The sequence below is a fragment of the Rhizobium sp. 11_C7_N12_5 genome (assembly GCF_051811145.1).
Taxonomy (GTDB): domain Bacteria; phylum Pseudomonadota; class Alphaproteobacteria; order Rhizobiales; family Rhizobiaceae; genus Rhizobium; species Rhizobium lusitanum.
Genome location: NZ_JBPWPY010000001.1, coordinates 651,844 through 676,612 on the forward strand (window position 1 = coordinate 651,844; position 24,769 = coordinate 676,612).

Annotated in this window: 28 protein-coding genes; 18 read left to right on the forward strand and 10 right to left on the reverse strand. The window is 60.1% G+C overall.

Annotated elements, in window-relative coordinates; all coding sequences use genetic code 11:
* Positions 1-28: 28 nt before the first annotated feature.
* Positions 29-895: a VOC family protein gene (locus AB8B29_RS03160; RefSeq protein WP_047559703.1), complete on the reverse strand. Its 867-nt coding sequence runs from the start codon at positions 893-895 to the stop codon at positions 29-31.
* A 310-nt stretch (positions 896-1,205) separates the two neighbouring features.
* Here AB8B29_RS03160 and trhA point away from each other — a divergent pair, with 310 nt between their 5' ends.
* Positions 1,206-1,874, forward strand: a complete 669-nt coding sequence (trhA, locus tag AB8B29_RS03165; RefSeq protein ID WP_113119224.1) for a PAQR family membrane homeostasis protein TrhA — start codon at positions 1,206-1,208, stop codon at positions 1,872-1,874.
* Here the strand turns inward: trhA and AB8B29_RS03170 are convergent.
* Positions 1,849-2,364: a hypothetical protein gene (locus tag AB8B29_RS03170; RefSeq protein ID WP_047559705.1), complete on the reverse strand. Its 516-nt coding sequence runs from the start codon at positions 2,362-2,364 to the stop codon at positions 1,849-1,851. The two genes, trhA and AB8B29_RS03170, sit on opposite strands and share 26 nt — an antisense overlap.
* A 377-nt stretch (positions 2,365-2,741) precedes the next feature.
* Between AB8B29_RS03170 and AB8B29_RS03175 the strand changes: the two genes are divergently transcribed.
* From AB8B29_RS03175 to AB8B29_RS03210, 8 genes are all read left to right on the forward strand, one after another.
* Entirely contained in the window at positions 2,742-5,117 is a 2,376-nt protein-coding gene (locus AB8B29_RS03175; protein WP_047559707.1) for a putative monovalent cation/H+ antiporter subunit A, read from the forward strand.
* Positions 5,114-5,533, forward strand: coding sequence for a Na+/H+ antiporter subunit B (locus AB8B29_RS03180; RefSeq protein ID WP_047559710.1), 420 nt, complete (start codon positions 5,114-5,116; stop codon positions 5,531-5,533). Before AB8B29_RS03175 ends, AB8B29_RS03180 begins: the two co-directional genes overlap by 4 nt.
* Positions 5,533-5,910 (forward strand): Na+/H+ antiporter subunit C, encoded by a 378-nt coding sequence (locus AB8B29_RS03185; RefSeq protein ID WP_037193735.1) that lies wholly within the window; start codon positions 5,533-5,535, stop codon positions 5,908-5,910. Before AB8B29_RS03180 ends, AB8B29_RS03185 begins: the two co-directional genes overlap by 1 nt.
* 4 nt (positions 5,911-5,914) lie before the next feature.
* Positions 5,915-7,480, forward strand: coding sequence for a Na+/H+ antiporter subunit D (locus AB8B29_RS03190; RefSeq protein ID WP_047638823.1), 1,566 nt, complete (start codon positions 5,915-5,917; stop codon positions 7,478-7,480).
* Positions 7,477-7,950, forward strand: a complete 474-nt coding sequence (locus tag AB8B29_RS03195; protein ID WP_047559717.1) for a Na+/H+ antiporter subunit E — start codon at positions 7,477-7,479, stop codon at positions 7,948-7,950. Before AB8B29_RS03190 ends, AB8B29_RS03195 begins: the two co-directional genes overlap by 4 nt.
* Positions 7,947-8,324 carry a cation:proton antiporter gene (locus tag AB8B29_RS03200; protein WP_047559719.1) on the forward strand — a complete coding sequence of 126 codons (378 nt, stop codon included), beginning with the start codon at positions 7,947-7,949 and terminating at the stop codon, positions 8,322-8,324. The genes AB8B29_RS03195 and AB8B29_RS03200 overlap by 4 nt, the downstream gene beginning before the upstream one ends.
* Positions 8,324-8,686, forward strand: coding sequence for a monovalent cation/H(+) antiporter subunit G (gene mnhG / locus AB8B29_RS03205; protein ID WP_037193739.1), 363 nt, complete (start codon positions 8,324-8,326; stop codon positions 8,684-8,686). The genes AB8B29_RS03200 and mnhG overlap by 1 nt, the downstream gene beginning before the upstream one ends.
* A 528-nt stretch (positions 8,687-9,214) precedes the next feature.
* Positions 9,215-9,646 (forward strand): MucR family transcriptional regulator, encoded by a 432-nt coding sequence (locus AB8B29_RS03210; protein ID WP_034507962.1) that lies wholly within the window; start codon positions 9,215-9,217, stop codon positions 9,644-9,646.
* 175 nt (positions 9,647-9,821) lie between these two features.
* On the opposite strand, the gene AB8B29_RS03215 is transcribed toward AB8B29_RS03210, so the two are convergent.
* Complete coding sequence (locus tag AB8B29_RS03215) at positions 9,822-10,244, reverse strand: SufE family protein (RefSeq protein ID WP_037194376.1); 423 nt, start codon at positions 10,242-10,244, stop codon at positions 9,822-9,824.
* A gap of 128 nt (positions 10,245-10,372) precedes the next feature.
* Positions 10,373-10,861, reverse strand: coding sequence for a DUF5330 domain-containing protein (locus tag AB8B29_RS03220; protein WP_318283960.1), 489 nt, complete (start codon positions 10,859-10,861; stop codon positions 10,373-10,375).
* A gap of 446 nt (positions 10,862-11,307) precedes the next feature.
* Between AB8B29_RS03220 and AB8B29_RS03225 the strand changes: the two genes are divergently transcribed.
* From AB8B29_RS03225 to AB8B29_RS03235, 3 genes are read left to right on the forward strand one after another with little or no spacing between them, the layout of a single operon-like run.
* Positions 11,308-12,843 (forward strand): ATP-binding protein, encoded by a 1,536-nt coding sequence (locus AB8B29_RS03225; RefSeq protein ID WP_186453455.1) that lies wholly within the window; start codon positions 11,308-11,310, stop codon positions 12,841-12,843.
* Entirely contained in the window at positions 12,815-13,846 is a 1,032-nt protein-coding gene (locus tag AB8B29_RS03230) for a peptidoglycan-binding protein (protein WP_113119223.1), read from the forward strand. The genes AB8B29_RS03225 and AB8B29_RS03230 overlap by 29 nt, the downstream gene beginning before the upstream one ends.
* Positions 13,847-13,894: 48 nt before the next feature.
* Positions 13,895-14,254, forward strand: a complete 360-nt coding sequence (locus AB8B29_RS03235) for a DUF1491 family protein (protein ID WP_113119277.1) — start codon at positions 13,895-13,897, stop codon at positions 14,252-14,254.
* A 6-nt stretch (positions 14,255-14,260) separates the two neighbouring features.
* Here the strand turns inward: AB8B29_RS03235 and AB8B29_RS03240 are convergent, their stop codons facing one another.
* Together AB8B29_RS03240 and AB8B29_RS03245 are read right to left on the reverse strand one after the other, a co-directional pair.
* Entirely contained in the window at positions 14,261-15,268 is a 1,008-nt protein-coding gene (locus AB8B29_RS03240; protein WP_439006148.1) for a DUF2336 domain-containing protein, read from the reverse strand.
* 450 nt (positions 15,269-15,718) lie between these two features.
* Positions 15,719-15,925 carry a hypothetical protein gene (locus tag AB8B29_RS03245; RefSeq protein ID WP_037193743.1) on the reverse strand — a complete coding sequence of 69 codons (207 nt, stop codon included), beginning with the start codon at positions 15,923-15,925 and terminating at the stop codon, positions 15,719-15,721.
* Between the two features lie 522 nt (positions 15,926-16,447).
* Between AB8B29_RS03245 and AB8B29_RS03250 the strand changes: the two genes are divergently transcribed.
* Positions 16,448-16,615 (forward strand): hypothetical protein, encoded by a 168-nt coding sequence (locus AB8B29_RS03250; protein ID WP_167669520.1) that lies wholly within the window; start codon positions 16,448-16,450, stop codon positions 16,613-16,615.
* Between the two features lie 128 nt (positions 16,616-16,743).
* On the opposite strand, the gene AB8B29_RS03255 is transcribed toward AB8B29_RS03250, so the two are convergent.
* From AB8B29_RS03255 to AB8B29_RS03265, 3 genes are all read right to left on the reverse strand, one after another.
* Complete coding sequence (locus tag AB8B29_RS03255) at positions 16,744-17,292, reverse strand: DUF1254 domain-containing protein (RefSeq protein WP_037193745.1); 549 nt, start codon at positions 17,290-17,292, stop codon at positions 16,744-16,746.
* On the reverse strand, positions 17,285-17,872 hold the full coding sequence (locus AB8B29_RS03260) for a DUF1214 domain-containing protein (protein WP_037193746.1): 588 nt from the start codon (positions 17,870-17,872) through the stop codon (positions 17,285-17,287). Before AB8B29_RS03260 ends, AB8B29_RS03255 begins: the two co-directional genes overlap by 8 nt.
* 258 nt (positions 17,873-18,130) lie before the next feature.
* Complete coding sequence (locus AB8B29_RS03265; RefSeq protein ID WP_037193747.1) at positions 18,131-20,326, reverse strand: transglycosylase domain-containing protein; 2,196 nt, start codon at positions 20,324-20,326, stop codon at positions 18,131-18,133.
* Between the two features lie 165 nt (positions 20,327-20,491).
* Between AB8B29_RS03265 and AB8B29_RS03270 the strand changes: the two genes are divergently transcribed.
* The gene (locus AB8B29_RS03270; RefSeq protein WP_037193748.1) at positions 20,492-20,977 is read left to right on the forward strand and encodes a YcgN family cysteine cluster protein; all 486 of its coding nucleotides are present in this window, start codon (positions 20,492-20,494) and stop codon (positions 20,975-20,977) included.
* Here the strand turns inward: AB8B29_RS03270 and AB8B29_RS03275 are convergent.
* A complete protein-coding gene (locus tag AB8B29_RS03275) occupies positions 20,955-21,284 on the reverse strand; it encodes an MmcQ/YjbR family DNA-binding protein (protein WP_092573010.1) in 330 nt (109 codons plus the stop codon). The two genes, AB8B29_RS03270 and AB8B29_RS03275, sit on opposite strands and share 23 nt — an antisense overlap.
* Positions 21,285-21,430: 146 nt before the next feature.
* Between AB8B29_RS03275 and AB8B29_RS03280 the strand changes: the two genes are divergently transcribed.
* The 4 genes from AB8B29_RS03280 to AB8B29_RS03295 all read left to right on the forward strand — a co-directional run bounded on the left by AB8B29_RS03280 (position 21,431) and on the right by AB8B29_RS03295 (position 24,721).
* On the forward strand, positions 21,431-21,739 hold the full coding sequence (locus AB8B29_RS03280) for a Dabb family protein (protein ID WP_047559738.1): 309 nt from the start codon (positions 21,431-21,433) through the stop codon (positions 21,737-21,739).
* Positions 21,740-22,279: 540 nt separating this feature from the next.
* The gene (locus AB8B29_RS03285; protein ID WP_034507944.1) at positions 22,280-22,528 is read left to right on the forward strand and encodes a hypothetical protein; all 249 of its coding nucleotides are present in this window, start codon (positions 22,280-22,282) and stop codon (positions 22,526-22,528) included.
* A 137-nt stretch (positions 22,529-22,665) separates the two neighbouring features.
* On the forward strand, positions 22,666-23,337 hold the full coding sequence (locus AB8B29_RS03290; protein ID WP_037193750.1) for a response regulator transcription factor: 672 nt from the start codon (positions 22,666-22,668) through the stop codon (positions 23,335-23,337).
* Positions 23,327-24,721, forward strand: coding sequence for a sensor histidine kinase (locus tag AB8B29_RS03295; RefSeq protein WP_037193751.1), 1,395 nt, complete (start codon positions 23,327-23,329; stop codon positions 24,719-24,721). The genes AB8B29_RS03290 and AB8B29_RS03295 overlap by 11 nt, the downstream gene beginning before the upstream one ends.
* The last annotated feature ends 48 nt before the right edge of the window (positions 24,722-24,769 follow it).

Here is a 24,769-nt window from a genome sequence, read left to right on the forward strand (position 1 = left end):
CCTTGTCATGCTTGGTCAGCCGGGCAAATTACGCGACCAGGTTCAGCCCGATGCCCCAGGGATCCCGCAGCGAAACGCCGCCGTCGCGCTTCTGGGTCTTGATCTCATGCTGGTCGAGGGCGGCCACGGCCTTATCAAGCGAGACTTTGTCGTTGAAGCGCAGGGTGTAGTCAGAAAGGCCGGTCATGTGTTCGGAGCGCACTCCCGCGCCGCGGCTGTTCCAGGTGTTGGCGCCGAGATGATGGTGATAGCCGCCGGTCGCAAGGAAGGTGGCGCCGGGATAGCGCGCGGCCATGACCTTCATGCCGAGAACGTCGCGATAGAAGGCGTTCGCCTCTGCCACGTCGCCGACCTGCAGGTGGATGTGGCCGATCGCCGAGCCTTCGGCCATACCGTCCCAGCGGTCCTGCGGAGCGCTTTCATAGAGCTGCTGCAAGTCAAGCCTGAGGGTCGCCATCTCGACCGTGCCGTCGCTATGGAACGTCCACTGCTCGTGTGGCCGATCGGCATAGATCTCGATGCCGTTGCCTTCCGGGTCCGACAGATAGATGGCTTCGCTGACGATGTGGTCGGACGCGCCTTCGAGCACGACGTTATTATGTGCTGCATGACGAAGCCAGCGGGCGAGTTCGACCCGGCTCGGCATGAGGAAGGCGGTGTGAAACAGGCCAGCCGCCGTTTGCGGCGCGCGCACGGCCGCGCGATCCGTGGTGAGGGTCAGGAGAGGTTGGCCGGCGACGCCCAGGACTTCGCCACTCGCCGTCTTCTCGACCACCTTGAGGCCGAGCATGTCCTGATAGAAGCGCGACACCAGCGGCAGGTCGGTGACCACGAGATGCGATTGGCCGACATAGGCAGGACGCGTCAGTGCATAGGAGGGGGCGGTTTCGGTCATGGGTTATTCCAACCTCGATGTTCTGGAAAGGCAACCGGCGTGGACGGCAGGAAACCGTCAGCGGTGGGCGGGAGATTTTTCGCCGGTTGATATGCCTCTTCGATGTCCTCTCGCCCGCTGTACTTGCCATCCTATATGGCGGATTTCGATTGTTCACAGAAGGCCAGAAATTGCGGATTGAGCGTTCGCTCCCTGTTGACGAGATACTCCGCGCGTTCACGAAGATTTATTGAAATGCCCGTTTGGTGCGGTTGCTTCCACTTCGGTGAGGTGCAAGAATCGGGCTGTTACGGAATTGGAACGCGCACAGATGGCCGAATATAGAGGCGTTCGCTGGGCTTATGATCGATACGAAGTGATCGCCGACAGCATTGTCAACGGCGTCGGCGTCGTGTTTGCGCTGATCGGCGCGACCGTATTGATCTTCTACGCGACCGTCTGGAGCTCCTACGGTGGGATCGCTGCCGCCTGGATCTACGGCGTCGGTCTCGTGCTGACCTTGGGGATGTCCTTCGCCTACAATGCCTGGCCCGTATCGCATACCAAATGGTTCCTGCGGCGTTTCGATCATTCCTTCATCTATGTGCTGATTGCCGCCACCTACACACCCTTTCTCGAACGCGGCGCGGAGGATCCGCTGCTGCTTGCCATGCTGATCGCAGTCTGGGCTTTTGCAGCCTTCGGCATTGTGCTGAAATGCTTCTTTCCGGGGCGTTACGATCGGCTGGCGATCCTGCTTTATCTCGTCATGGGTTGGAGCGGCGTGATTGTGGCCAAGCCGGTCTCGACCTATATCCCGTTCGCGTCGATGCTGCTCATCGTCATCGGAGGGGTGATCTACTCGCTCGGCGTCATCTTTCATGTCTGGGAAAAGCTGCGCTTCCAGAACGCCATCTGGCATGGCTTTGTCATTGCCGCCGCCGCCGTGCACTATTCGGCGGTGTTGACGTGCTTCAGCCTGTCACCGGAAAACTTTTGACGACCTGCGCCGTCGGCGTGCATTTCTTCGTGGAGCGCAGGCTGCGCACCAGGCGCATGACCATGGCGTCGTAGCGCTGCATGTCCGCCTTCGAATAATCCATCTGGAAAAAGGCCGCTCCGCCGTTGCAGAGGGCTACGCCGCGCACATAGACGATACGACCCTGCTTTGTGCCGGAGAAGCTGATGCCGCGCGAGTTCGATTTGGAGTAGGAAATCTTCCAGCCCTGATCCTTGGCGAGCGCCACGCGCACATTCGCTTCCGTCGAGAAGTCGCCGTTGGGGATGATCGTGCTGAAAACCTGCAGCATGGCAGATCGATCCGCCGGCGACAGGGAAAGGCGGTTGGCATCGTCTGATGGGGCCGAGAGATGAAATTCCGACGGCAGCTCGATCGCATAGCCGAAGCCCGTATTGTCATAGGACCACCAGTCGGCGGCAAAGGCCGACGCAGGGGAAAGAAGCAGGAGGGCGGTCAGGCGCGCGAGCATTGCGGTTTCCGGGAGGCTGGATCTGCAAACCGATCAAGAATAGCGCATTTTTCAGCAGAAATTCCATAGCGATTCTAAGAATAAGAATAAAATAGCCTAAATTCGTTACAGCTTCATTGCGAGCCATGCACGTTTAGCGGCTTATTCGACACTGCAGCCATTTGTGCCGGACTTCTGAGCCGATGCTGTGAAACGATCGCCGTCAGAAACATGGTGCGCATCCTCAACCTGTAGGCTGTTCCTGCCGAAAGCCGATTTCAGTGGTTTAATCCCGGTTTTATTCCCGCAGGACTTGAGACGGTCCCGCCTTTCGCCTATCCCTGCAACCTAGCTCCGGCCATGCCGGATTCCGCATTGGTGTTCAGCAGGGAGAGGACATGGCCGGTTTCGCGGGCCTGACATTCCTGGCTCTATGTCTGCCCTTTTTCGGTGCGCTGATCGCGTCCGTCATCGTTCGGCGTTTTGGGCACCATGCGGCTTGGCCGTTGGCGCTGCTTCCTGCGCTGGCCTTTCTCCATTTTACGAGGTTTCTCCCCGACATTGCCTCGGGGCAGGTCGTCCGGGCCGGTTTCGATTGGGTGCCGAGCCTCGGCTTGCGCTTTTCATGGCTGCTCGATGGTCTGTCGCTGACCTTCGCTTTGCTCATCACCGGCATCGGCACGCTGATCGTTCTCTACTCAGGCGGTTATCTGAAGGGGCATGCGGATCTCGGGCGCTTCTTCTCCTTCATCTTCCTGTTCATGGGCTCGATGCTCGGCCTTGTCGTTTCGGACAGTTTCCTCACCTTGTTCGTCTTCTGGGAATTGACCTCGATCACGTCCTTCCTGCTGATCGGCTTCGACCATCAGCGGGAGGCGTCGCGCCGGGCAGCGCTGCAGGCACTGGTGGTCACCGGTGGCGGAGGGCTGCTGTTGCTCGCGGGCCTGCTGCTCATCTGGCAGATCACCGGGGTTGGCTCGATGTCCGACCTGCTGAAAGCCGGCGATGCCTTGCGCGGGAGCCCGCTCTATCTCGCAGCCCTGATCCTGGTGCTCGGCGGCGCCTTCACCAAATCGGCGCAATTTCCGTTTCATTTCTGGCTGCCGAACGCCATGGAAGCGCCGACCCCCGTATCGGCCTATCTGCACTCCGCCACCATGGTGAAGGCGGGCGTCTATCTGCTGATGCGGCTCAATCCGGCCATGGGTGGGACGATGGCCTGGCAGACGATCCTCCCGATTTTCGGCGCTGCGACGCTGCTGGTCGGAACCTTGCTTGCCATACGGCAGACCGATTTGAAGTTGAAGCTGGCCTATACGACGGTCTCCTCCCTCGGCCTGCTCGTGTTGCTCACCGGTTTCGGCTCGGATTACGCCGTCGAAGCCGCCGTCCTTTATCTGGTGGCGCATTCGCTGTTCAAGGGCGCTCTGTTCATGATCGCCGGCATCGTCGACCACGAGACGGGAACGAGAGATATCACGCGCCTGGGCGGCCTGCGCTCCGCCATGCCGCTGACCTTCGCTGCCGCCCTGATCGCCGCCATCTCGATGGGCGGCCTGCCGCCCGCTTTCGGGTTCCTCGCCAAGGAGGAGATCTATGCGGCTCTGGCACAGGCCTCGCCGGGCGCGATCATTCTGACGATCGTCGCCGTTGCCGGCAACGCGCTGATGTTTGCCATCGCCTTTGCCGTGGCGCTGAAGCCCTTCCTGGGACCGACGACCGAGACGCCGCAGCATCCGCATGAGGCGCCCCCACTGCTCTGGCTCGGACCGGTAGTGCTTGCCTTGCTCGGTCTCGCTTCGGCTTTGCTCTCGGGCCTATGGCATGCCTATGTCTCGTCGCCGATGGCCAGTGCCGTCAGCGGCAAGGGATTGCAGATATCGGTGTCGCTCGTCCCGCATGTCGGTCTGCCCCTTGCGCTGTCGGTGGCGACCGTGTTGATCGGCATCCTTGTCTATTGGAAGCTTGATCGCGCCCGCTTTCTCATGTCGGTCGTCTTGCGGGCTCTGGGCCCGGGACCGGACCGCGGCTTTGATGGCTTCATTTCCAGCCTGGTGCGATTGTCACACCTCGTCTCGCGCGTCCTGCAACCCGGCCGCCTGGAAATCTATGTCACCGTGACCTTTGTTTGCCTTGCAGCCACGCTGTTGATCCCGCTCACCATCCATGGCGAACTGCCGGCAATCCCCTCATGGCCGAATTTGCAATGGCATGAGGCGACGATCTTCCTCATCGCCGTTATAGGGCTTGCTGCCGTCGTCCTTGCGCGCGACCGGCTGACCGCTATCGTTTCGCTCGGCATTCAGGGTTTTGCCGTGGCCGTCATCTTCCTGCTGTTCGGCGCGCCGGATCTGTCTTTCACGCAATTCATGGTCGAGACCCTTTCCGTCGTGATCCTTGCCATGGTGATGACGCGGCTGCGTCTGTCTTCCTCGGATCGCCGTCCGCCGTTGAAAATGGTCGCCCATGCCGCGCTTGCGATTGCTTGCGGCGTCGGCTTCGGCCTCCTGTTGCTGAAGGCGACGCAGGCACCCTTCGACCTGACGTTGACGGCCTTCTTCAATCACTATTCGAAGCTGATCGCCCATGGCGACAACGTCGTCAATGTGATCATCGTCGATTTCCGCGGCACGGACACGCTCGGCGAGATCGCCGTTGTGGCCATTACCGGGCTTGCGATCTTGGCGCTGATCCGCATTCGGGCGGGCGGCGAGCGCAAGCTTGCGGCCAACGATCCTGATCTTGAGGAAAAGTTGGAGGCTGAGCGTTCATGAACACGCTGATCTTCCGCACCGCCGCGCCGTTTCTCACTGCACTGATGCTGCTCTTTTCCGTTTTTGTCCTGTTGCGCGGCCATAACGAGCCTGGCGGCGGCTTCATCGGCGGGCTGATCGCGGCCTCCGCCCTGGCGATTTATGGCATTGCTTGCGGCGTGACGGCGGTGCGGCGCGCGATCATGTTTCATCCGCTGGCGATTGCCGGCTTCGGCCTGCTGGCGGCGACCGTCGCCGGTTTCCTGTCCGTCTTCTCCGGCGTGCCGTTCATGACCGGGCTGTGGATCTATCCGCATGTGTTCGGCGTCGAAGTGCCGCTTTCCACCGTCATGCTCTTCGATATCGGCGTCTATCTGGTCGTCGTCGGCGCCATCACCTCGATCGCGCTCGCGCTCGAAGAGCGGGAGGTGGATTGATGGAGGTCGTCTTTTCCGCTTTGGTCGGCCTGTTCTTTACGGTCGCGATCTACCTGATGCTGTCGAAATTCTCGATCCGCATCATGCTCGGCATCGCGATCCTGGGCAATGCCGTCAACCTCTTGCTCTTTACCGCCGGCCGGGTAACTCCCGAGGTGCCGCCGATCATCCCGCGAGGTGCGACTACGCTCGATCTGGCTGCTGCCAACCCGCTGCCGCAGGCGCTGATCCTGACGGCGATCGTCATCTCATTTTCGTTTCTCGCCTTTCTGCTCGTCCTGACCTACCGGGCCTATCAGGACCTCAAGACGGACAATACCGGCGAGATGCTGGTGGCCGAACCGGACGAGCGGCCGCTGCCGCCTTTGGGTTACTAGCGATATGGCCGGACCAGCCGACACCGCTGTCGATCTCTCCGCCGCGCTGGTGGCTGCGCCAGTGCCGCTCGGGCATTGGCTGGTGATCCTGCCGGTGGCCCTGTGCATCAGCCTTGGCGCGATACTTCTGATGTTGCGCAACCGCACCGAATGGCACGCCTGGATCGCCATTCCCGGCCTGATGCTGCTGGTGCTGGTCGATGCCGCCTTGCTTTACAGGGTCGCCAGCGATGGGCCGGTGACGATGGTGATGGGTCGATGGCTGCCGCCGTTCGGCATCGCCTTCAGCGTCGATCTTCTCGGCGCGATCATGGCCCTGACGGCGGCTATCGTCGCGCTCGCGGGCGGCATCTATTCGCTCGGCGAGATTGTCACCAGCGGGCGCCGCTATGGTTTTTTCCCATTTCTGCTGCTGCTGCTTGCCGGCGTCAGCGGCGCTTTCCTGACCGGCGACGTCTTCAATCTCTATGTCTGGTTCGAGGTGCTGCTGATATCGTCTTTCGGCCTGCTGATCCTCGGTTCCGAGCGGGAACAGATCGACGGCGCGTTGAAATATGCCGTGCTCAATCTCATCGCCACCACGCTGTTTCTGGTCTCCGTCGGCTATCTCTACGCCATCTTCGGCACGCTCAACATGGCCGACATCGCGATGAAGGCGAGGGCTGGCGACAGCAGCGGGCCGCTGATGACGCTGGCAGGCCTGTTCCTGCTCGCCTTCGGCATGAAAGCGGCTGCCTTCCCCGTCAATTTCTGGCTTCCCGCCTCCTATCACACGCCGCGCATCACCGTTTCGGCCCTGTTCGCCGGCCTGCTCACCAAGGTCGGCGTCTATGCTCTCATCAGGGTTCTCGTCATGTTGCTGCCCGTCGAGCGCGCCGAGCTTGGCCCGGTCATTACCGTCGTCGCCATCGCGACGATGCTTGCAGGCGTGCTGGGCGCGCTCGGCGAAAATGATATTCGCCGCATGCTTGGCTACATGGTCATATCAGGCATCGGCACGATGCTGGCGGGCGTGGCACTCGGTAGCGCCGATGGTCTCAGCGGGACGATCTTCTATGCGCTGCACTCGATGGTGCTGATGACGGCGCTCTACCTGCTGGCAGGCCAGGCTGCCCGGCTCGGCGGCGGTTTTTCGCTGACTTCGCTCGGTGGGCTTTATCGGCGGAGCGGTTGGTTCGCCGGCCTCTCGCTGGTGCTGTTCTTCGCCGTCAGCGGCCTGCCGCCTTTTTCCGGCTTCTGGCCCAAGGTCGTTCTGGTGAAGGCGGCGCTTGCAACAGGCGCCTGGTGGCTGGCCGCCGCGATCCTGCTGGTCGGTTTCCTGACGACGATCGCCTTCGGCCGGGTCTTCCTGCTGGCATACTGGCGCCCGGGGAGTGAGGGAGGCGCTGTGGCCGTTGAGCCGATCAGATGGCAGGCCGGTCTGCCGCTTCTCGCTCTTGCCGCGCTGGTCGTCGGTTTCGGCCTTTTCCCGGAGCGCCTTTTGCATCTGACGCAGCGCGCCGCGGCAGACCTTGTAGATCCATCCGCCTATCTGCACTCTGTCTTTCCTGCTGCGGGGGGCGTGCAATGATCCTGTTCGTCTTCAATCTGCTGCTTGCCATCGTCTGGGTCGCCGTCACCGGCAGCGCCTCCTTCATGAATTTGGTGTTCGGCTTTCTTCTCGCGGCCGTTGCGCTTGGGATCGTGCGGTCGTCCTATGGCGGCGTCCTTTACCTCGGCCGTGTCCGCCGAATACTCGCGCTGTTGCTGTTGTTTCTGTGCGAGCTTGCCAAATCCGCCTGGGCCGTCGCCATGGCCGTCATGAGCCCGAAGATGGATGTAAAACCGGGGATTTTCGCCTTCCCGCTGAGAGTCGACCGCGATTTCGAAATCACGCTGCTTGCCAATCTCATCACGTTGACGCCCGGCACCCTTTCCGTCGATGTTTCCGACGACCGGAAGATCCTCTACGTGCACGCGCTCGACTGTTCCGATCCGGACGCCATCAGGCGGAGCATTGCCGAGGGCTTCGAGCGTCGGATCATGGAGGCTTTCCGATGATCGCCGCATCCATCGTTTCGGCCGCCGCTATGGTGGCGCTCGGCATTCTGAGCATCGCCTTTTTGCTGACCGTCTATCGCGTGGTCGCCGGCCCGACACTGCCAGATCGTGTTCTGGCGCTCGACATGCTGGTGGCGGTTGCCATCGGCTTCATCGCCGTCATCGCCATCAAAACCGGCTTCACGCTCTATATCGATATTGCCATTTCGCTTGGCCTTGTCGGCTTTCTTGCTACCGTTGCCTTTGCCCGTTTCATCCTCACGCACGCGCAGTCCAAAGCGCCGGTGCAACCTCACGTGGCGCGGGACAGTGGCAACGCGCAGCAGGGCAAGAAAACCCGCAAGAATAGTCGTCGGCAGAAGGGAGGGCGGTAGTGGAATTGTTCTGGGCTGTCATTGTTGCCGCTCTGCTGTTGGCCGGCGCACTATTCTCGCTGATCGCCGCGATCGGTATCGTTCGTCTACCCGATCTCTACAGCCGCATGCATGCCGCGTCGAAAGCCGGAACTGTTGGTTCCGGTCTTTTGCTACTTGCAGTCGGTATTCATTCGCAGGACTTATCGATATTGGCCCGTGCCTTGGCAGGTTTCGTCTTCTTCGTGCTGACCGCGCCGATTTCGGCGCATCTTCTTGCACGCGCGGCACATAAGGCCGGTCATCGGTTGACTTTGCCCTCGGTGAGAGACGAACTGTTGACGGGACAAATGCCGAAACGCCTGTCCAAAACAAGGCGCTAACAAACGCAAAGATTGTCGGAAAAGCAATACATGTTCGCCTCTTTAGTTATCTATTTTTAATAGATGAGATTTTTGAGAAGAAATGATGGGATTAAAAACTGGACATTTGGGTAAAGAGTGCTAATTCAGATTCAAGTAGAGTTTTGATGTTGAGTTAGTCTCGACCGGGTATAAGTTCTCGATGCTTTGATCTTTCTTTGGAGCAAAGCTGAACAAAGCTTTCTTCCGGTTAATGATTGGGGATCATTTTCCCTAATCACTAATTCTGACATCAGACGGTATAGAAGCGGTTTTCGTCGCATGACGTCTAGGGGTGGATTTCACGCGATAAGAAACGTGGCGTAAAGCACCGCTTTTTGCTGGAGGCTGCTACGAATGCGGGCAATGCGTTAGTGCGGATTGCCTGGCGCAACGAGACTTGGAATCGATATGATTTCCGGGGCTCCGCGCGGTTTATACAGCAATGCTGTGCCTTGCGCGCTCGATGGAGGCGCGGCCAGCAGGCAAGCCGATGAACAGGAGAACAAAATGACAGATACGGCCCTTGGCAATGGGCACGAGTTACTGGTTGAGCTGACAGCCGATATAGTCGCGGCTTATGTCAGCAACCATGTCGTCCCGGTCAGCGACCTTCCGAATCTGATTTCCGACGTACATTCCGCCTTGAGCAGCACCTCGGCTCCGGCTCCTGCCGTTACCGTGGTTGAAAAGCAGAAGCCGGCCGTATCCGTTCGCAAATCTGTACAGGATGATCAAATCACTTGTTTGGAATGCGGCGGCAGCTTCAAGTCGCTGAAGCGTCACCTGATGACCCATCATGGTCTCTCGCCTGAAGAATATCGCGAGAAATGGGATCTGGCGGCTGACTACCCGATGGTGGCGCCGGCCTACGCGGAAGCACGTTCACGGCTAGCGAAGGAAATGGGTCTCGGCCAGCGTCGCAAGCGCGGCACTCGTTAAGCGCCCAGGAGCGATTTCAGGAAAAGTGCGTAGCGGTTTTCCGTCCGGAATTGCGCAATAACAATCACGTAGGGCGGTTGGGCGATTCCGTGAGACGCGTAACCGCCCTAGCTGGTCTGCAGAAAAACCCGGCTTGCGAGCCGGGTTTTGTCTATCATCGTGACGCCAGCCGGGCCTATGCTGCGGCTCTCACGCGGGCTTCTTCGCGGATGCGCTTGATCATGGAGCGCAGTCCATTGGCGCGCTGCGAGGAGAGATGCTCGACGAGGTCGATCTTGCCGAAGACATCGAGCGCATCGAGCGCGGCAATTTCGGACGCCGGTTTGCCGGAATAAATGGCAAGCACGATCGCCACCAGCCCGCGCACGATATGTGCGTCGGAATCTCCCTCGAACGTCAGGACCGGATTTTCAGGGTCGCCGGACGCATGCGTCACGAGCCAGACCTGACTGGCGCAGCCCTGCACCTTGTTTTCCAGCGTCCGTTTATCTTCCGGTAGATCGGGCAGCGCCTTGCCGAGCTCGATCACGTAGCGGTAGCGATCCTCCCAGTCGTCCAGGAAGGAAAAGTCCTCGATGATCTTGTCAAGCGTTGCCATCAAATCGATCCAATTTGTCCATCGACTTTGGATATAGGCGAAACGACGGGCGATTTGAACCCGCGGATAAAAAGAACGCCGCTGGCCTGTCGAGGCTGCGGCGCGCAAGGTGGGCCAAAGAAAAGGCGTCAGGTTCGCGGACGCGGCATCGGCAGCGGCACGGAAGAGGGCAGCTTGACCGTGCCGGTGATCAACACGTCGGCGGTTTCGGTGCCGATGACGCGCTTGACGGGCATCGGTTGCGTCGTGGCGGCGACCTGTTCGGGGCTCACGCGCGCTGCCGCAGTGTTGACGGAAGAATTTGAAGACTGATCCTTGAAGTGGCGCCCGAGCATGTCGTAGGCGACGCGTGCGCCGTCGCGGGCCTGATAACCGAGGGCCGTCAGCGTTTCACCGCCCTTCATACAGACATCCGGCTTCTCGGAGCACATCGCGCCGACATATTGGACGACGCCTGTGGCGGCCGAAAGCGCGTCGGAGACCTGCACGGTCGGCTCTCCCGCCGGGCGGGGGTCGCCCTCGGGCTTCGCGAAGATCGGCAGGAACATGAGAACCAGCGAGAACCAGAACCCTGTTCTAATGAGAAACCACATTTCCTTGCCCACTTTCTCTGTCATCCGGCTCGGTCGCCGATTCGGACTTGTCTGTCCGATGTGGCTCGAACCCTATCCGGCAGAGGACAACATCACTTTTCAAAACTCCTCGGCATTTTCGGCTAATTTGATTCAAATTTTAGCTTTCCGAATTCGAACCGCATTTAGATCAAATTGTAGCGATTGCTGTTAAGCATGTCTCGCCCTATCCGCCTGATATGCAGGGCTTTGCGGCCACAGGCCCTGTCGCAAAAGTTAACGCACGACGGAAATCTAAATAAAATCCGTTGCTTACCCGCTGTTAACCACAAAAAACAAAGGTCCCGCTTTCTGCGCCAAAACGGGATTTTGGAGCTTTTTCGGCCGACCGGCGGGGCTTTCCTTTATTCTTTCCTTAAGTCGCCAGAGCCTATTGTGAGGTCCAATAAGTGACCGTTTTGACGGGTTGTAGTGTGCGCGTATTGAGTAACATGACTGTCGGGGCTGGAGCCTTCGTAGACCGGGTAGGCGGAAGCTGGCTCTCCCGGACGAACGGGAATAGCGAAGTCCGTGGGCAGGAACTGGCGATCCTGCGCCGGCTTGCGCTTGCCTCATCCGTGGCTCTCTTTGCGGTTCCCATCGGGCTTTCATTTGTCACAAGCCCGGCCGTGGCACTGCCCGCGGGCGTCGCCACCGTTTGCGCCGCTTTCCTGTTTTCGGCCGTGGGCAGCATCGCGCTGTCGCGGCAGAGACCTGATTCACAAACCACCGAGGCGGTCATCGTCGAGCATCATGACTTGATGCTCGAAGCCGCTTTCGGGCTCGTCCTACTGCTCGATCCACAAGGCAATGTGACTACGGTTGGCGGCCGCGATCGCGCGGAATTCCTGAGCTGGATGCGGGACCCGACCGGTCGCGGCTTCATCGAACAGATTCATGTTTCGGACCGGATCCTTTTTCTGCAGGCGGTCGATGTGCTGCGTCAGGGCCGCGATGCATTCGGCGTAGACCTGCGCCTGGAACGCTCGACCGTCCTGGGCGGGGATGAGCAGTTCGTCCATGTCCGCATGGAGCTGACGGCACGACGCGACGGCGAAGGCCGATTGACGACGATCGTCGGCCAGCTGCGGGATATCTCGCAGGATAAGCAGCTTCGCGAGGATGCCGCGCGCAAGACCGCCGAGGCGCAATCGGCCAATGACGCCAAGTCAAGCTTCCTTGCCGCCGTCAGCCACGAGTTGCGGACGCCGCTCAATGCGATCCTCGGCTTCTCCGATATTCTCGGCGGCGAATATTTCGGCAAGCTGGAGAACAATCGGCAGCGGGAATATGTCGGCCTGATCCGCCAGTCCGGCGCGCACTTGTTGTCCGTGGTCAATACCATGCTCGATATGAGCAAGATCGAGGCAGGGCGCTATGAGCTTATGCTTGAGTCCTTCCCGATCGAGGACTCCATTGCCGCATGCGAAGCCATGCTGGCGCTGCAGGCGAAGGAAAAGGGGCTGACCTTGACGAGCCGCGTTCAGCGCGGCCTCGGCGAGATCGTCGCCGACCAGCGTGCTCTCCAGCAGATTCTGATCAATCTCGTCGGCAATGCGATCAAGTTCACCGATGCGGGCGGCGCCGTCACCGTCGATGCGGCATTGGCGGACGGGATGCTGAAGCTCTCGGTCGGCGATACCGGCATCGGCATCGCGAGCGAGCGGCTGGCCTCGCTCGGGCAGCCTTTCGTGCAGATCCAGAACGATTATACGCGCCGCTACGCCGGCACCGGCCTCGGCCTCTCGCTGGTCAAGGGACTGGTGGCGTTGCACGGCGGAAGCTTCTCGATCGCCAGCGCACCGGGCGAGGGCACGGTGATCACAATCCTTATTCCGTTCGACGGTTCGGCCGCCTTGACGACACAACAGTCTGTGGATGCCAATCGCCCCGTCGATTTTCCGCCGCGCCTGAAACATACTATGGAGACGAATGAAAGGCGAAACGAGGAAGAGATGAATGGCCCCGCAAAAGCGAAAATCGCCTAAGGGAAGAGGTAAGGGCAAGCGCAAGCAGCCCGGCTTCGCTTCTCGTGGAGCGGTTGCCGTGGGCAGCCTCGGCCTGCGCGGCGGCGCCGCGTTGGGTGGCCTTGGGCTGCGCGGCGCGGGTGCTCTTGCCGGTCTGGTCGGCGGTGCGGTCGGCAGGCATCCGGCAATCGCCGGCGGTGTTGCTCTCTTCCTCGGGGTTTTCGGCTTTGTAACCGCCAATGCGCTTTGGTATCAGCCAGGCGCGCATCCGTCGCCCTTGCTGCGTACCCGCGATCCTGGCGCTCCCTATCAGATCCCCGGCCGCAAGTCGTTCCTGCATGCGCAGCAGGCCGATGCCGGCAATGTCACGACATTCCGCATCGAGCGACAGGCTTCCACAACCGGTTCCACGCCTTCTGCCGCGGCGGGCCAGGCGGCGAGCCCGACCGCCGGACAAGCGCCGGCCGCCACGCCATCGAAGCTGGTTGCCGACGTGCAGGCCGAACTCATCCGCCATGGTCTTTATGATGGCGCAGCCGACGGCGTTACCGGATCCCGCACGACCGCTGCCATTCTGTTTTTCCAGGAGGCGTCCGGCCTGGCCCAGACGGGCGCGCCCACACCCGAGCTCCTGGCCGCGTTGAAGGCGGCCAATGCCGGCGCTGTGCCTGCCGGCAAGACGAATGTTGCGACCGTTCCTGCGGAGCGCCCCGTCAATGTGTCGGCTACCGCGCAAGCCATCGACCCGGTTGCCACCGCCATCCAGAACGCCGAGAAAAACATGAAGCCCGGCGCAGTCGCTGCGAAGGCCACGCCGAGCGATGCAGTCGACAAGGTCAACATGGTGATGCAGATCCAGAAGGGTCTGAGCAACATCGCCTACAGCAACGTCAGCGTCGATGGCGTCGCCGGCGAGCAGACCAAGGCCGCCATCCGCCGGTTCCAGAAGCATTATCGCCTGCCGGAAACCGGCGAGCCGAACATCGCCGTCCTGAAGAAGCTGCAGGATATCGGCGCGCTTTAGCGCGTGCGTTCAATTGCTTCGCCGGCCGCTTCTCGTTATAGCTCGGCCATGAGATTGCGCAGCGACATTTTTGTGTCCGCCTTGACCCGACGTCTGTTCGCCCGGGGCGACTTTGCCGCCGTCGAGCGGAAGGGCGAGGAGCAGGCCGGAGCGATCTTCATCCGCCAACGGTTCCGTGACGGGTCGGAGACCCTCTATGCCCCGGCACCGCAGAGCTTCTTTGACGATGAGGAGAGCGGCACCCGCCTGTTCGAGATCCGCATTAATCGCAAGGAAGCCGCCGAGATTCGCCAGACGCTCGATCGCGAGCTGAAATTCGATCCGGATCTATGGATCATCGAACTGGAGACCGACGATATCGCCGATATCGTCCCGCTCGTCGACCAACGTCCCAACCCTCTGGATTGACGGCCGCTATCGCCGGCCTACCACGCGCAGCTCCCGGATCGTACCGGACTTGGCGCCGAAGAGAGGTTCGGCCGGGCGAGGGGCCGGATTGTCCTGTGGCAGATAAGTGTAGCTGTCGGCGCGGCGCCACGCATCTACTCGTGCCTGGCTTTCCTCGGTATCGATTCCATCCAGAACCAGCCACGCGCGGCTGACGCTGCCATGCCGCTCCGCAAGATGCGGATAGAAGCGCTCAAGCGAATAGACGGCGTCGGCGAGGCCCATGCCGAGGCTGACCAGCGTCACCGCCAGCTGCTGGCCTGATGTATCGATCATGATGCGCTCGGTGAGCCAACGGCTGGAGGAGAGCGCATCGGCCAATGTGGTGGCAAACTGCAGTGCATCGCGTTCTCGCGCGAAACGTACGAGCAGGGCTTCCTGCGTTTCGCTGAGGCTGCGCAAACCGAGGCGATCCTGATCGTCGCGGGCCAGGTGACGAGCGGCCTGCTTGATTTGCTGGCGCAATGCTTCTTCGCGCGACAGCCGTTCGGATTCCAGCGGGTCGGTCTTCGGCGTTGCTTCCCTCGCCGGGGCGTCCGCTGTCGTTATGCCGCGATCGGGCTCGGCCTGGTGCAGGCCGACAAGCGCGTCGATGACCTTGGGAGATAGGGACGGCCGGCGGACGATTGCCCGCGCATGCGCTGCCCCTTGCGTGCGGGCAATGGTGATGAGGGTATCGTCATCGATCGCCTGCGAGCTGGTGAGGAACGGAGCGGCGATCGCGATCGGCTGACAACCGATGAACAGGGCGACGGCTTGAGGCACTGTCGGACATTGGGAAAGGGCGGCAACGGCCTGCCGCTTTGCCTCTTCGGACGATGCCTGGAAAACCGGGGTGAAGAGTTCCGCAAACTGGCGAAGTTCCGATTTCGACGGATGGTTCATGCCCTCGAAGCTGGTGATCGTCGCCATTAGAACCACGTCCTTCTTGCGGACTGTCGCAGGTTCTTCGAGGTCTCGAAACCGGTCACGCACGCCAACACCCATACTGATACGCAGAACAAAAACGCTGGGAGCCGGATTGTTGGACCTGTACCCCACCGCGCCTCTATCCGGTCGGGCCGGGTCGCCCTTTTACCGTTGGGAACGGCTTCGGCGGCGATTGTCGAAACGGGTGTGGACACGGTCGTCCTTATCTGGCTTTTACAGAAGACTAAGGCCGGCAAGGTTAATGGTTGATGAAAACTTTATTAAAATGCCAATAAAAATTGCGCGTTAAGCTTGCGCGAGAATATCGGCCGGATTTATGCCGGATAAGCTGCAGCCGAGGGGGAGCACCCTGCTGCAAAAACGCATTCGCAGCGAGGCATTGATGTGACGGCTCAACCTATAGGGGTTTGGCTTGGCATGTCGCCATAAAGCATTGCAGGCTTGTCTGAAGCCGCGCGTTTCGCTTCGATCACAGTCTAATTGGGAAGAAGTTGCCTAGATTCCTCTCTGCTCACGCAGCGCGGCGAGCAGCTTTTCGGAGGTATTGTAGCCGGACTGAAATAGGCCAATGGCCGCAGAGGCCGCGAGCTGGGCTTCAGCACTTGTGATATCGATCCGCTTCTCTGTGCACCATGTATCGAGCGCCCCGCGCAGGACCATGACATCCTCAGGTAAGAAGACGGAATTGCCCGTCGCATGCATTGCGTCGCCCTCAGTTTTCGCTTTGACAATACGTTAATTTTCTGTGAGCGCAAATAATATTTGCGTGACGCTTTTTTGCAACGCGATGGTCGGTTGCCTATTCGCCAGCGGCGCCCATGATTCACTTAAGGATATGATATTGCAGGGTTTCATAACCAAACCGATTCCGGTGATTTTTTATCGGCTGGTGAAACTAATCCCGCCTTCACAGCGTTATGAGGGTATGACGACTCGTGCCTAGGGTGAAATGCGATGATGATTAGCATTCTGTTAACCGCGCTGTGTCTGAATTCGGTCAAAAGCAGTGATTTGCAGAATGCGGTCGTCAATAAAGTTAGCATGGGAGCCACAACCGGTACCCATGCCACGGTGTCCAGTAAATACCGTGAGAAGGCGTGAATGTCTTTCGTCTTGGCCCAAAGTATGAGGCTGGGACTGGAAGAAGCGCTAGCCCGCTCTGAGGACGGGCAGGGTGAAATCAGTCGCAAGTTCATCCGTCTCGAGACGCAAATGGAGACGAGAATGGCAAAGATCATATCTCTTTCGGAGCGGCGATCGCGAATGCCGCCACGCGCTCAAAAGGAGCCGGTGGAAGCAAAACTATTGCTGTTTACCGGCGTTCGCTACGAGCATCTGGACACCGTAACCGACCGCCCGGGGGCGGGGGGCAAGCGGGCAAAAAGCAAGTAGCTGCCCATCATATGGACTGTCGCGGTGGGATCGGCATCGCGACAACACATCTTCGCTGCGGTACGCAGCCTTCAGATCGCAGCGCCTGTCCCGCGAGCCATGGGCTCAGACTTTGTTCTGGCCCATTCTCAGTTGTCATTGAATTCGTCACAGCCGGCTTCCGACAGGAAGTCACGGGCCGCATCGTCGAAGCTGGCCTGCGGCGCCATCGTATGCAGAACCGCATAGCCCTGGGTGCGCGGCACTTCGACGAGGATCGATTGCGCGAGGGACGGCGGCAGGGCCTTGCGGATGCCGGTGAGCTGTATGGGAGATGCCAGCAGCAAATCGAGCGTCCCGCCGACGGATGTGCGGTCACTCATGCTGAACACCTCGTTGGATGCCGCGTCGTAGACGGCGAGCGACCAGAAGGGCACCTTGCCTTTGGCGGTCAGGTGTACCGGCTTGTCTTCGATGTCGAATGCGCAAACGGCGGTCCGGATATAGGGGTCGGTATTGGAAAGCCCCGCATCGTCATCCTTGTCGTCGAGCATGTAGAAATGGTTTTCGTCGCCTTCGTCGGACACCCGGGTATAGGCGTCGCGATCCGAGAAATGCGGCAGTGACAGAATGATGACGAGATGCAGCAGCGCTGCGCCGAATAGGCCGGTCAGAACAGCGAAAACGAATCTAAACATGGCCGCATCCGATCTTCTCGAGTTTCGGCATGGTCAGATCGATCAGCCCGGAATTGCTGGCCGCAGGCGAATCCAGCAGCGTCCATACCAAGCGAAAATTGCCCGCGGCGGGGAGCGCGAGCCAGTTGCCTGCATGGGCGTCGGGCGAAATGGTAATGTCGAAGCTTGAATCCGGATTGCGCAGCACGATCCAGGAATTGATCATCGACGGTCGTCCCGCAGGCCCGGCCAGCGGTTCGCCGTCATTACCAGCGATGAAAAGCGTCCAGAGCCGCGCCGGCGGCGTCTGGCCGCTGATGCGATAGCTGCAACTTGTCGTCAGCCGCCCGCCGGCACTATCGTCGGAAGCGGTGAACACCAACCCCTCCGCCGTGCCGTAGAGCAGTCGGCCCGCGCGGGCGCGATGCGATTTGGCATAGGGATCGGCCTCGGCTGTTTGCATTTCCGGAAACGCCTGCCAGACGCCTAGCTTGATCGCACCGAAACCGGAGGTCACATCCAGCGCAAAAAGCGTGAACAAGATCCCGCCGCCAAAGGCGATCAGCAGTGAAAGCGCAACAAGAAGGGGAACTCGGAACACCCTGGGATCGTCCTCGTGACAAATCAGTGTCGATTTATTCCTGATTCTGAAGGTAGGGGGAAGGGCGGGCGTCGTTGGTTCGATATCACCGATGGGCAAAAACGCGCGAAGGAGCCTCGTGAATGCGAGCATCTGCCGGGGTTGCTTGCTCCCGCAGCTGGGATGTCGAGTTCAGATGTTTTCCTGTATCTTTTCGGTGGAAAGCCGAAAGGAGCGGCGGCCAATCGCGGATCTCGCTCCTCTTGCCCCGAACGACCGCTACTCCGCAGCAGCCAACTTCTGCGCTTCGAGCGCTGGAGCCGTCTTCAGCCTTTCACCGATATCGCGAAGGATCTTCGTGGAATCCACCGACAGCGAGCGCGGTCGCACGAGCGGCGGCAGACCGCCATCCGTCGTGTCCGCCGGCTTCTTGGCCGCCACCGTCTGCGGCTTCTGCACCGGGAATGGATTGCTGATGCCTGGAATTGGTTTCAGCACGACCCCCTGGTTCGCATAGTCCATGATCTTCTTGAAGGTCATGGCCGGCAGCGTGCCGCCCGTCATGTTGTTGGTCGAGGTATAGTCGTCGTTGCCGAACCAGACGGCGCAGGTGTAGTTGCCTGTAAAGCCGATGAACCAGGCGTCGCGATAGGCTTGAGTTGTGCCGGTCTTGCCGCCGATGACGATGCCGTTGTCCAGCGCTGCCTTGCGGCCGGTGCCGATCACCGGAACCTGCGTCAGCATCTGGTTCATGTAGGAGGTGGCTTTTTCGCTGAGGACGCGCTTGGCGGACGGCTCGTCGCGACTGAAATCATAGATCACCTTGCCGTCATAGCCGGTGATCTGTTCGATGCCGTGGCGCCGCGACTGCATGCCATCGGCCGGGAAAACCGCATAGGCCGTGGCCTGGTCGAGCACGGTCACTTCCGATGTGCCGATCGGAATGGTCTTGTCGTTGCGGATCGGCGTCTCCACGCCCAAGGCCTTGGCCATGTCGCGAATGGGCTGAATGCCGAACTTCTCCTTGGCCAGACGCACCGGAACCGTGTTGATCGACTGCGTGATCGCCTGCGTCAGCGTCACCTTGCCTTCATAGCGGTTCTCGTAGTTGTGCGGGCTCCAGTTGCCCCAGGTGATCGGTGCGTCGACGATGGTGGATGTCGGCGTCATGCCGTTCTCCATCGCCACGGAGTAGGTGTAGATCTTGAACGAGGAGCCTGGCTGGCGCAGCGCCTTGGTCGCGCGGTTGAACTGGCTTTCGCCGTAGTCGCTGCCGCCGACCATGGCGCGGACCGCGCCGCCGCTTTCGATGAGAACGCTGGCGCCCTGCTTGGCATGGTAGCGCTCGCCATATTCCATCAGGCTGGACTGGATCGAATCCTCCGCCGCCTTCTGCAGCCCCATGTCGATAGTCGTGCGGACGATCAGCGAGCGTTCCGGAAAACGCGTGGCGAGCCGCTGCACTTCATCGAAGGACCAGTCGAGGAAGTAGTCCGGAGAGTCGATCTGGGCGCGGTCGACGACGGAGGCGGGATTGCGCCGTGCGGCGATCACCTGGCCCTCGGTCATCAATCCGCTCTGCACAAGGTTGGAAAGCACATCGTTGGCACGGGCGCGCGCGGCCGGCAGATTGACGTGCGGCGCATATTTCGCCGGTGCCTTGAACAGGCCAGCGAGCATCGCGGCCTCCGCCAGATTGACGTCGGTGATGCTCTTGCCGAAATAGAATTGCGCCGCAGCGGCCGCGCCGAAAGTGCCGCCGCCCATATAGGTGCGGTCGAGATAGAGGCTGAGGATCTCCTTCTTGGAGAGATTGGCTTCCAGCCAGATCGCTAGAAAGGCCTCCTTGATCTTGCGATCGATGGAGCGTTCGTTGTTGAGGAAGATGTTCTTGGCAAGCTGCTGCGTCAGCGTCGAGCCGCCCTGCACGACGCCGCCGGCCTGCGCATTGACCGTCACTGCGCGGAACAGGCCGATCACGTCGATGCCGAAATGGTCGAAGAAACGCCGGTCCTCGGTCGCCAGCACCGCCTTGATGAAATAGTCCGGCAGCTGGTCTACGGGAACGGAATTCTCGTGAATGATGCCGCGATGGCCGATGACGTTGCCGTAGCGGTCGAGGAAAGTGACGGCAAAGTTGCCGCGATTGCGCCAGTCGCCCTGTGTCGCCTCGAAAGCCGGCATGGCGAGCATCAGCATGACGACGGAGCCGGCCGCGCCGAGCGTCAGGCCTTCGCCGAGCAGTTCGAAAACGATGCGTTTCCAGCCGCGCACGCGGAAACGGCGGAAGAAAATCGTGATATCTTCCCAGGCTTCGCCAAGCCGAAAACCGGCATTCCACAAGGTGGAGTCGATCCATGAATCGATACGCAGAAAGAAATAGCGTTTCCGGCGCGGCGGCTTTCCGGCCCCGCTCTCCTGTTGCGTCCCGGGCTCTGTCTTCGGCCCGTCTTCTGGATTGGATGGGTCTTCCACGCGCTACTTCCCGACCACAATACTGCTGCGTGTCTCCTTGTGGCGCACGCAAAGCCCATTATCTCATAGAGTGGCGAATTGAATAATTGGTTGATTTAGAGAAAAGAACAAGAGACACGCATGTCGCGGCCCGCATTTCCTGCCTGGGCGGCGAGGATGATGAGGATGGACGAGATACCTTTCTGGAAAAGCAAGGCGCTGGCGGAGATGAGCACGCCGGAATGGGAAAGCCTTTGCGACGGCTGCGGCCTCTGTTGTCTCAACAAGCTGGAGGATTGGGATAGCGGCGACGTCTATTTCACGTCGGTCCGCTGCAAGCTGATGGATGGCGAAAGCTGTCAATGCACCAGCTATCCGAACCGGTGGGATTTCGTGCCCGATTGCGTGCAGTTGACGCCGGAAAAGGTACCGGAGCTGGCATGGCTGCCGCCCACCTGCGCCTATCGTCTCGTCGACGAAGGCCGTGACCTCTATTGGTGGCACCCGTTGATATCTGGCGATCCGGAAACGGTCCATATCGCCGGCGTCTCCGCGCGGGGACGCACGATCAGCGAGAACGACGTCGCGCTCGACGATTTCGAGGACTATGTCGTCGACTGGCCGTTGACCGTGGAAGACCACATGGAGCCTAAACCTCCGGTAAAACCATAGATTTCGGCGCCACGTTTCGCCATGCCCGACGCACGAGCGCCTTTACCGCCTTACGATCCGCGCCGTGATGGAAAAGCCGCGTCGATCCCTTGAGCCCCCAGCCACCCGGCACGGCCGCGACATGCTGCGGCAAGGTGGCCAGCGCCATCTGCTGCTGATCGGGCGTCAGCTTGACCACGCAGAAATCGGGGCCTGGGAGAGTCATGAAGATCTTGCTCCGCACCCGAAAGTCACGGATTCCGAAATGTGAGCTTTCTGCCGTCTCCGGCAGCCCGAGAGCAAGGGCAATGAGATCCTCGTCTTTCATAAGGACGACAATATCATGCCGGGCTGCGATGCGGAAACTGGTTGCCTGCGACGAAACGGTTTCATGGGTGAGCGGCCGATTCATTGAATTGATTCCGCGCGCATGATATCGCGCGGTGCCTTCGCACACGCACAGGGAGCCGTCGCGTGATCCGTCATATCGTCTTCTTCACCGTTCCCGATCGCGCCAATCTTGAGGACGTCCGCTCCGGCCTGTCGATCCTGACCGCCATCCCGCATGCGCGCCTGCTGGAGATCGGCACGAATGTAAAGACCGACCAGCTCGGCACCGAAGTCGATATCGTCGTCTATGGCGAATTCGATGACGAGGCCGCGCTCGCCGCCTACAAGGCGCATCCGAATTATCAGCGCTCCATCGATCGCGTTCGCCCGCTGCGGGAAATGCGGATTGCCGCCGATTACGAGACGACGGTCGCGATCCGCGAACCGTTCTGAACGAAGCCTTGGCGGGGCCTTCCATCGCCAGCAATTTCAAGCGATTGAGCGCTCGAACGGAATCGGATTGTCGCCGAGCGGATTCATTGCGAGAGGTCCTTGAATCAACGTCTAAGGTTCCTGACTCTTCCACAGAAGAAGCGCCCTCAACTGATTCAAAAGACTCAAGGAAAACTTGGTGTTTTACGTTCGTAAAACACTTGAGGGCCGATTGGGTTGGCCAAGCATGCGCGATCGATCATGACGCGCTTATGAGGCAATGATAATCAAGAATGATTAAAAATGCCTGAGTCTTGGATTTATGCATGTTGCCGCCAACCGGATACATGAGCATGGATAAGAGATTGGCATCGATAACATTCGATAAACTGCCGCCGCCGCCGCTTTGGAACTTCGCATATAATAGATTCAAATAGTTAAATTCAATTTTTAGCTTGCTGCACGTCCTGCGAGCGGAAAATTACAGCCCATTCATTTGCCATTCAGACGTGTTTGGGTACATATTTGCTCAAGTTAATGTCCCTGTGGGAAGTCTGAAGCATGGCCTCATTTTTAAGCATAGCAGCAGCGGCGGTCGTCTTGGCCGGCTCGGCTGTTTTGCCGGCGCCGACGTCGACCCTGGTGGCCCGCGCCAACAGCGATTGCAGCGAGGCTGCGGCCGCTGTCGTTGAAAAGACGGGTGGGCAGCTCCTTTCCGCGCAGCCGTCCGGCGATAGCTGTGTCATCACCGTTCTCGTACAGGGCAACGGGCAGCGTCCGCGCAAGGTGACGATGAAGGTGCCGATGTGAAGCATGAGCATCTTGGGTCATAACGCACAGCGGACGTTCTAAAGCCTTGAATCTCACGCAAAATCTTATCGTTTCCATGATTCCACTGTAGCTCGATTTACAGTACTGTTTCTCGAACCGGGGAAATTGGGTCCAACATGCGCATTCTCATAGTCGAAGACGATATCAATCTGAATCGCCAGCTCGCCGAGGCCTTGAAAGAGGCAGGCTACGTGGTCGATACGGCCTTTGACGGCGAGGAAGGCCATTTCCTGGGCGATACAGAACCCTACGACGCCATCATTCTAGATATTGGTTTGCCGGAGATGGATGGCATCACCGTGCTGGAGAAATGGCGCGGCGCCGGGCGGGCCACGCCTGTGCTGATCCTGACCGCTCGCGACCGCTGGAGCGACAAGGTGGCCGGCATCGATGCCGGCGCCGACGATTATGTCGCCAAGCCATTCCATGTCGAAGAGGTGCTCGCCCGTATCCGCGCATTGATCCGCCGCGCCGCAGGCCATGCCTCCTCGGAAATCATCTGCGGTCCGGTGCGGCTCGACACCAAGAGCTCGAAGGCGACGGTCGACGGCAAGCCGCTCAAGCTCACCTCTCATGAATACCGCTTGCTTGCCTACCTCATGCATCACAAGGGTGAAGTCGTCTCGCGCACGGAGCTGGTCGAGCATATGTACGATCAGGATTTCGATCGCGATTCCAATACGATCGAGGTTTTCGTCGGCCGTCTGCGCAAGAAGATGGGCGTCGATCTGATCGAGACGGTCCGTGGCCTTGGTTACCGAATCCAAGCTCCGACCAATGCGAATTAAGTCGCTCACCGCTCGCGTCCTGCTGTTGACCACACTCTGGTCCGCCGTGGCGCTGGTGGTGATCGGCCTGGTTATCTCCAATATCTATCGTAAGAGTGCCGAGCGCGGTTTTGAGGACCTGTTGCGCGCACAGCTTTCCAGTGTGATCAATTCGGTCACGATCAGCGATCAGGGTGAGTTATCTGGCAAGCCGGAGCTTGGCGACCTGCGCTTCGCCCAGCCGAAGACCGGCTGGTACTGGATAGTCGAACCGCTCGGTACCTATACCGCGACACCGCTGGTCTCGCCGTCCCTCGGCGCATCGAACCTGCCGGTGCTGTCGGTGCTGGAGGCACCCTTCGACAAGCAATACCAGCGCTATTACATCGTTACGGATGCCTTCGGAAACCGCGTGCAGGTGGCTGAAACCGAAATCCAGTTCGATACGGACCATGCAGCTCGGTTTCGCGTCACCGGCAATGTCGCTGTCGTCGAGGACGATGTCCGCAATTTCTCCCACAGCCTCTATTTTGCGCTCGTCGGTTTCGGCGTCGGCAGCCTCATCGTCAACGCGCTTGCCATTCTCTACGGTTTGAAGCCGCTCGATAAGGCCCGCGCGGCGCTGGAGCGCATCCGTGCCGGCGAGAGCGAGCGTTTGCAGGGTGATTTCCCGCGCGAGATCCTGCCGCTTGCAAATGAGGTCAACGCCCTGATCGAAAGCAACCGACGCATCGTCGAGCGAGCCCGCATGCAGGTAGGCAATCTCGCCCATTCGCTGAAGACGCCGATCGCGGTGCTGCTCAACGAATCCCGTGTGCTGGAGCGCTCGCACGGCGATCTGGTGAAGAATCAGGCCGAGGCTATGCAGGGGCAGGTGCAATCCTATCTCAACCGTGCCCGTATCGCGGCGCAGCGCGAATCCGTGCTGGCGCGCACCGAGGCGGAACCGGCGCTGGAGCGGCTTGTCCGTGTCATGCGGCGGCTCAATGCGGACAAGGAGTTCGAATTGTCGGTTGCTCCCAATCTTGCCCTTGCCATGGAGCAGCAGGATCTGGAGGAGACGGTCGGTAACCTGCTGGAAAATGCCGCCCGCTTTGCCGAGCACAAGGTGCGTCTTTCCGCGAGCGAGGCGCCGCCGGAAATCAAGGGCATCGATCCCGTGCGGCGTCATTGGGTGGAACTGGTGGTCGAGGACGATGGACCCGGCCTCGAGCCGGATCAGATCCGCGAGGCGATGAAGCGCGGGCGCAGGCTGGACGAGAGCAAGCCGGGCACCGGTCTCGGGCTATCGATCGTCAGCGAGATCACCAACGAATATCAGGGGCGGCTGGAACTCTCCCGCGGTGCCTGGGGCGGCCTTCGCGCCAGCCTAATTCTGCCTGGTCTGACGAAGGATGTTGCGTGAGGCACGGCATGATGACAAAAAGATGTGGTGGGTCATGATGATGCCGCA

Coding starts and splice junctions, on each gene's coding strand:
- AB8B29_RS03160 (WP_047559703.1), bottom strand. CDS start 895: ATGACCGAAACCGCCCCCTCCTATGCACTGACGCGTCCTGCCTATGTC.
- AB8B29_RS03235 (WP_113119277.1), top strand. CDS start 13,895: ATGAGATTGCGCAGCGACATTTTTGTGTCCGCCTTGACCCGACGTCTG.
- AB8B29_RS03180 (WP_047559710.1), top strand. CDS start 5,114: ATGAACACGCTGATCTTCCGCACCGCCGCGCCGTTTCTCACTGCACTG.
- AB8B29_RS03220 (WP_318283960.1), bottom strand. CDS start 10,861: ATGACAGAGAAAGTGGGCAAGGAAATGTGGTTTCTCATTAGAACAGGG.
- AB8B29_RS03275 (WP_092573010.1), bottom strand. CDS start 21,284: ATGAAAGACGAGGATCTCATTGCCCTTGCTCTCGGGCTGCCGGAGACG.
- AB8B29_RS03210 (WP_034507962.1), top strand. CDS start 9,215: ATGACAGATACGGCCCTTGGCAATGGGCACGAGTTACTGGTTGAGCTG.
- AB8B29_RS03250 (WP_167669520.1), top strand. CDS start 16,448: ATGGCAAAGATCATATCTCTTTCGGAGCGGCGATCGCGAATGCCGCCA.
- AB8B29_RS03255 (WP_037193745.1), bottom strand. CDS start 17,292: ATGTTTAGATTCGTTTTCGCTGTTCTGACCGGCCTATTCGGCGCAGCG.
- AB8B29_RS03295 (WP_037193751.1), top strand. CDS start 23,327: ATGCGAATTAAGTCGCTCACCGCTCGCGTCCTGCTGTTGACCACACTC.
- AB8B29_RS03175 (WP_047559707.1), top strand. CDS start 2,742: ATGGCCGGTTTCGCGGGCCTGACATTCCTGGCTCTATGTCTGCCCTTT.
- AB8B29_RS03170 (WP_047559705.1), bottom strand. CDS start 2,364: ATGCTCGCGCGCCTGACCGCCCTCCTGCTTCTTTCCCCTGCGTCGGCC.
- AB8B29_RS03190 (WP_047638823.1), top strand. CDS start 5,915: ATGGCCGGACCAGCCGACACCGCTGTCGATCTCTCCGCCGCGCTGGTG.
- AB8B29_RS03245 (WP_037193743.1), bottom strand. CDS start 15,925: ATGCATGCGACGGGCAATTCCGTCTTCTTACCTGAGGATGTCATGGTC.
- AB8B29_RS03195 (WP_047559717.1), top strand. CDS start 7,477: ATGATCCTGTTCGTCTTCAATCTGCTGCTTGCCATCGTCTGGGTCGCC.
- AB8B29_RS03225 (WP_186453455.1), top strand. CDS start 11,308: ATGACTGTCGGGGCTGGAGCCTTCGTAGACCGGGTAGGCGGAAGCTGG.
- AB8B29_RS03270 (WP_037193748.1), top strand. CDS start 20,492: ATGGACGAGATACCTTTCTGGAAAAGCAAGGCGCTGGCGGAGATGAGC.
- AB8B29_RS03230 (WP_113119223.1), top strand. CDS start 12,815: ATGGCCCCGCAAAAGCGAAAATCGCCTAAGGGAAGAGGTAAGGGCAAG.
- trhA (WP_113119224.1), top strand. CDS start 1,206: ATGGCCGAATATAGAGGCGTTCGCTGGGCTTATGATCGATACGAAGTG.
- AB8B29_RS03200 (WP_047559719.1), top strand. CDS start 7,947: ATGATCGCCGCATCCATCGTTTCGGCCGCCGCTATGGTGGCGCTCGGC.
- AB8B29_RS03290 (WP_037193750.1), top strand. CDS start 22,666: ATGCGCATTCTCATAGTCGAAGACGATATCAATCTGAATCGCCAGCTC.
- AB8B29_RS03215 (WP_037194376.1), bottom strand. CDS start 10,244: ATGGCAACGCTTGACAAGATCATCGAGGACTTTTCCTTCCTGGACGAC.
- AB8B29_RS03285 (WP_034507944.1), top strand. CDS start 22,280: ATGGCCTCATTTTTAAGCATAGCAGCAGCGGCGGTCGTCTTGGCCGGC.
- AB8B29_RS03185 (WP_037193735.1), top strand. CDS start 5,533: ATGGAGGTCGTCTTTTCCGCTTTGGTCGGCCTGTTCTTTACGGTCGCG.